Origin of the sequence: Citrobacter sp. Cf132, from assembly GCF_030333885.1 — a bacterium.
GTDB classification, from domain to species: Bacteria; Pseudomonadota; Gammaproteobacteria; order Enterobacterales; family Enterobacteriaceae; genus Citrobacter; species Citrobacter freundii.
This window is the reverse complement of record NZ_JAOWFA010000058.1, coordinates 1-3014: the sequence shown is the minus strand read 5'-3', so window position 1 is coordinate 3014 and position 3014 is coordinate 1. Positions and strand designations below refer to the sequence as shown.

The window sequence follows — 3014 nt, the reverse complement described above, 5'->3', positions numbered from 1 at the left end:
GCTTAGCGTGCTTTATTTTCCGTTTTCTGAGACGACCCCAACTGGCAGCCTGGCTGGGGCTGACGCCATCACAATACAGCAGCGGGGGAAAGTCGAAACTCGGCAGGATCACAAAAGCCGGTGATTCGTATCTGCGAACGCTTCTGGTTCAGGGGGCTCGTTCAGTGCTTATTGGCGCCGGGAAAAGGACTGACTCATTCAGCCGTTGGGTTTGTATGTTGGTTGAGCGCAGAGGGTACTGGCGGGCTGTTGTGGCCATCGCCGCCAAAAATGCGCGGCTGTGTTGGGCATCACTACATTACGGTGATGATTTCCGGCTGTACTCAGTCAACTAAAGCTCGAAGCTGTATAACCATCTGACCTGCAATTCGTTGATGATAAAGGGTTAGACCCCGTGAGGCCTATCTGGCTATTGTACAGGATATACGTATCCGCTTAACGAACAAGAACCTCACGCGCGTCTTTCATCAGGGCCCGAATCGATGACGATTCATCATGGCCGTTTATAGTACCGCAGTCTCTCCCCTTTATTTTTACTGAAGAGCAGACAGAAACCATAAATACCGGCGTTGACTGTTCGGGGAAGTCCTTATAGTACAATAATTCTCTATATCCAAACTGACCCCTACACGCTCGTAAGCGGCTCTTACGACCCGCTAACGCGGAGATACGCCCCAACTGCGGCTTCGCCTTGTTGTGACCACTCCGACCGCGCACAAAAGCCTCTGAGCCGCTTTTAGCGGAATATGGCTTTGCAGGGTGAAGGGATGGATAGGCGATCCCTTTCGATCCCTCACTGGTATCGGCGGCTAACCCTCGGTGCTACCTGTCATTTCATCCTGCCGCCTTACATGCGCTAACGCGCATAAATCCCCGTTCCTCAGTGGAACGAAAACTCACGCTAACAGGGTAGTGACCGGGTAGCCACGATAACTGCCAACAAAATTAGCTTATAGGTTAATTCTACCTTGTCTGAAATTAGCCTATAGGTTAATATTAATAGAAATGGGAGGTCACATGTTTAGCGTTGTTTATCACCCGGAAGCCAGGGAAGAAGCCACAGCATTACCCGTAAAAATCAGGGTGAAGTTTGACCGTCTCATCGGCAAACTGGAGTATGACGCCCGATTACTGCGGGAGCCGGACACGAAGCCCCTGGGCGATGGACTTTTTGAGATCCGCACGATGGGGACGGACATAGCCAGGGGAATCTGGGTATACCACAAAGGCAATACCATCATCATGCTCCGTGTTTTCATCAAGAAGTCACAGAAAACGCCAGCGAAAGAAATCGATCTCGCCAAAAAGCGGTTAGCGGAGGTACTTAATGAAACTGGTAAGCCATAAAGAACTGCATAACGAGTGGATGCAGGACGATGAATATCGCGCTGCATGGCAGGAAGAAGAACGTAAGGAAAAGCTCAGGGAGCTGCTTGCTGAATGGCGCAAGCATGACAACCTGACAAAAGCGCAGGTTGCTGAACGCATGGGGGTTACACCTCCGGTTATTTCTCGCCTGGAAAACAACATCACCAAAGCCAGCATCGACACACTGACCCGCTACGCTCACGCCTGCGGCATCAAGAAACCTGTCATTGCCCTGTACTGAATAGCCAGCCCTCCGGGGCTGGCCTTTTTGTTTCGGTCAGTCCCAAAATTTTGTTAAAGCAAGTTTAAAATGTCACCTGTTTCTCCAAAGTTGAAATGTCACTTCTAAGCCAATCTATTTATACATAATCTTTACATCTTTCCCCGGTGACAAAGTGCTAATTGGTCTGTAATGTTCAATGTGTGGCAGGCAAGCCGCCGGTGACTTAGGGAAGGTGCGAACAAGTTCCTGATATGAGATCATCATATTCATCCGGAGCGCATCCCAGAGGGACATCATGAGCCATCAACTCACCTTCGCCGATAGTGAATTCAGCACTAAGCGCCGTCAGACCCGAAAAGAGATTTTCCTCTCCCGCATGGAGCAGATTCTGCCATGGCAGAATATGACCGCTGTCATCGAGCCGTTTTATCCCAAGGCGGGCAATGGCCGACGGCCCTATCCGCTGGAGACCATGCTGCGTATTCACTGCATGCAGCATTGGTACAACCTGAGCGACGGTGCCATGGAAGATGCCCTGTACGAAATCGCCTCCATGCGCCTGTTTGCCCGATTATCCCTGGATAGCGCCCTGCCGGATCGCACCACCATCATGAATTTCCGCCACCTGCTCGAGCAGCATCAACTGGCCCGTCAATTGTTCAAGACCATCAATCGCTGGCTGGCCGAAGCAGGCGTCATGATGACCCAAGGCACTTTGGTGGATGCCACCATCATTGAGGCACCCAGCTCGACCAAGAACAAAGAGCAGCAACGCGATCCGGAGATGCATCAGACCAAGAAAGGCAATCAGTGGCACTTTGGCATGAAGGCCCACATTGGTGTCGATGCCAAGAGTGGCCTGACCCACAGCCTGGTCACCACCGCGGCCAACGAGCATGACCTCAATCAGCTGGGTAATCTGCTTCATGGAGAGGAGCAATTTGTCTCAGCCGATGCCGGCTACCAAGGAGCGCCACAGCGCGAGGAGCTGGCCGAGGTGGATGTGGACTGGCTGATCGCCGAGCGTCCCGGCAGGGTAAAAACCTTGAAGCAGCATCCGCGCAAGAACAAAACGGCCATCAACATCGAATACATGAAAGCCAGCATCCGTGCCAGGGTGGAGCACCCGTTTCGCATCATCAAGCGGCAGTTCGGCTTCGTGAAAGCCAGATACAAGGGGCTGCTGAAAAACGATAACCAACTGGCGATGTTATTCACCCTGGCCAACCTGTTTCGGGTGGACCAAATGATACGTCAGTGGGAGAGATCTCAGTAAAAACCGGAAATAACGCCAGAAATGGTGGAAAAAATAGCCTAAATAGGCTGATTCGATGTGTTTGCGGGAAAAAAATCGGCCCAGATCCGCGAAATTTTAATCAGCGAGTCAGCTTGGGAAGAAATGACCTGCTTATTCGCACCTTCC

At 51.6% G+C, this 3014-nt stretch carries 5 protein-coding genes; all 5 read left to right on the top strand.

Annotation, left to right across the window (positions count from 1 at the left end; genetic code table 11):
• On the top strand, positions 1 to 335 hold a 335-nt coding region (locus OGV85_RS17455; RefSeq protein ID WP_286553783.1), incomplete at its 5' end, for a transposase.
• Positions 336 to 569: 234 nt separating this feature from the next.
• A complete protein-coding gene (locus tag OGV85_RS24585; RefSeq protein WP_502873635.1) occupies positions 570 to 740 on the top strand; it encodes a replication-associated protein RepA4 in 171 nt (56 codons plus the stop codon).
• Positions 741 to 1017: 277 nt separating this feature from the next.
• Positions 1018 to 1347: a type II toxin-antitoxin system RelE/ParE family toxin gene (locus OGV85_RS17450; RefSeq protein ID WP_000493286.1), complete on the top strand. Its 330-nt coding sequence runs from the start codon at positions 1018 to 1020 to the stop codon at positions 1345 to 1347.
• Complete coding sequence (locus tag OGV85_RS17445) at positions 1328 to 1609, top strand: helix-turn-helix domain-containing protein (protein WP_000780222.1); 282 nt, start codon at positions 1328 to 1330, stop codon at positions 1607 to 1609. Before OGV85_RS17450 ends, OGV85_RS17445 begins: the two co-directional genes overlap by 20 nt.
• Before the next feature lie 277 nt (positions 1610 to 1886).
• Positions 1887 to 2867, top strand: a complete 981-nt coding sequence (locus OGV85_RS17440; RefSeq protein WP_000019450.1) for an IS5-like element ISKpn26 family transposase — start codon at positions 1887 to 1889, stop codon at positions 2865 to 2867.
• Positions 2868 to 3014 lie beyond the last annotated feature (147 nt).

Excerpts from the sequence above, each read along its gene's own strand:
- OGV85_RS17440 (WP_000019450.1), top strand. The coding sequence starts at position 1,887 with ATGAGCCATCAACTCACCTTCGCCGATAGTGAATTCAGCACTAAGCGC.
- OGV85_RS17445 (WP_000780222.1), top strand. The coding sequence starts at position 1,328 with ATGAAACTGGTAAGCCATAAAGAACTGCATAACGAGTGGATGCAGGAC.
- OGV85_RS17450 (WP_000493286.1), top strand. The coding sequence starts at position 1,018 with ATGTTTAGCGTTGTTTATCACCCGGAAGCCAGGGAAGAAGCCACAGCA.